The organism is Vibrio sp. 1069, assembly GCF_033340555.1.
Window position 1 is genome coordinate 1 of sequence record NZ_JAWOWP010000144.1, and the last position, 980, is coordinate 980.

The 980-nt window shown below is 47.0% G+C and carries 1 protein-coding gene; it reads right to left on the reverse strand.

Annotated features, from left to right (window positions below; translation table 11 throughout):
* Positions 1-980, reverse strand: a 980-nt coding sequence (locus tag R7040_RS25025) for a cadherin-like domain-containing protein (protein ID WP_318097360.1), incomplete at both ends; no start/stop codon positions are given.

The following is a 980-nucleotide window of genomic DNA, read 5'->3' on the forward strand; positions in this document are numbered from 1 at the left end:
TGTTGTGCCATCGTCAGTAATGTCATAGACAAAACTCACATCACCGTTAAAGTTTTCTGATGGTTCAAAGCGCCATTCCGTCGCGCTAATCTGCGTGATCGTTCCCGCTGATGGATCCGCAAGCGTGACATTACTGACCGCCAAGTTATCGTTTTCCGGATCGGTCGCGTTTGCCAATAGTTCCGAGGCAGTAATACTCACAGTGCCGCTGTCTTCTTCTATCGAAGAAAGCGTCACTTCCGATGTTTGAGGTGCATCGTTTACATCGAACACTTCAAAAGATGCAGAACCCGATACCGTCTTAGGATCGGATACACCATTTGTTGTGCCATCGTCCGTAATATCGTAAGTCAGCTCTACAGGGCCGTTGTAACCCGGCGCTGGCGTAAATTCCCAATTCCCTGTGGCTGAGTTAAACGCCAAAGAGCCAGAACTAGGGTCCACAAGTTGAACGTTACTCACCGTCAAGTTGTCGTTTTCCACATCAGTGGCATTCACAAGCAAATCTGATGTAGAAATTGCAAATACACCACTGTCTTCACCAATACTGGTCAAGGTAACTGGCGACGTTTCAGGCGCATCGTTCACGGCTGTAACATCAATCACAAAACTGCTGCTGTTGGTGTTTAAAGTGTCATCAACACCACTAATAACAATGCCTTCGTTACCTTGGTCATCGACTGTAATGTTCACGGTAACATCGCCGAAGAAGTTGAGATCAGGGTTGAACTCAATCAATCCTTCTGCAATGGCGGCGTTGAGATCTGCGACAGAACCTTTTAGCTCAACTGCTCCTGTACCGTCACCCTGAACCGTCAAACCATATTTCGAGATAACGTTAGCGTTCAATGCGAGATACCCGCTATCTACCGCTACATTAAGAACATACTCTGCATTCGGGTTATCAAGTACCGCATCGACATCAGAGATACCGAAGCTATTTAGCAATAAGGCGCTGTCGTCAGGGGTTTCCACATCGA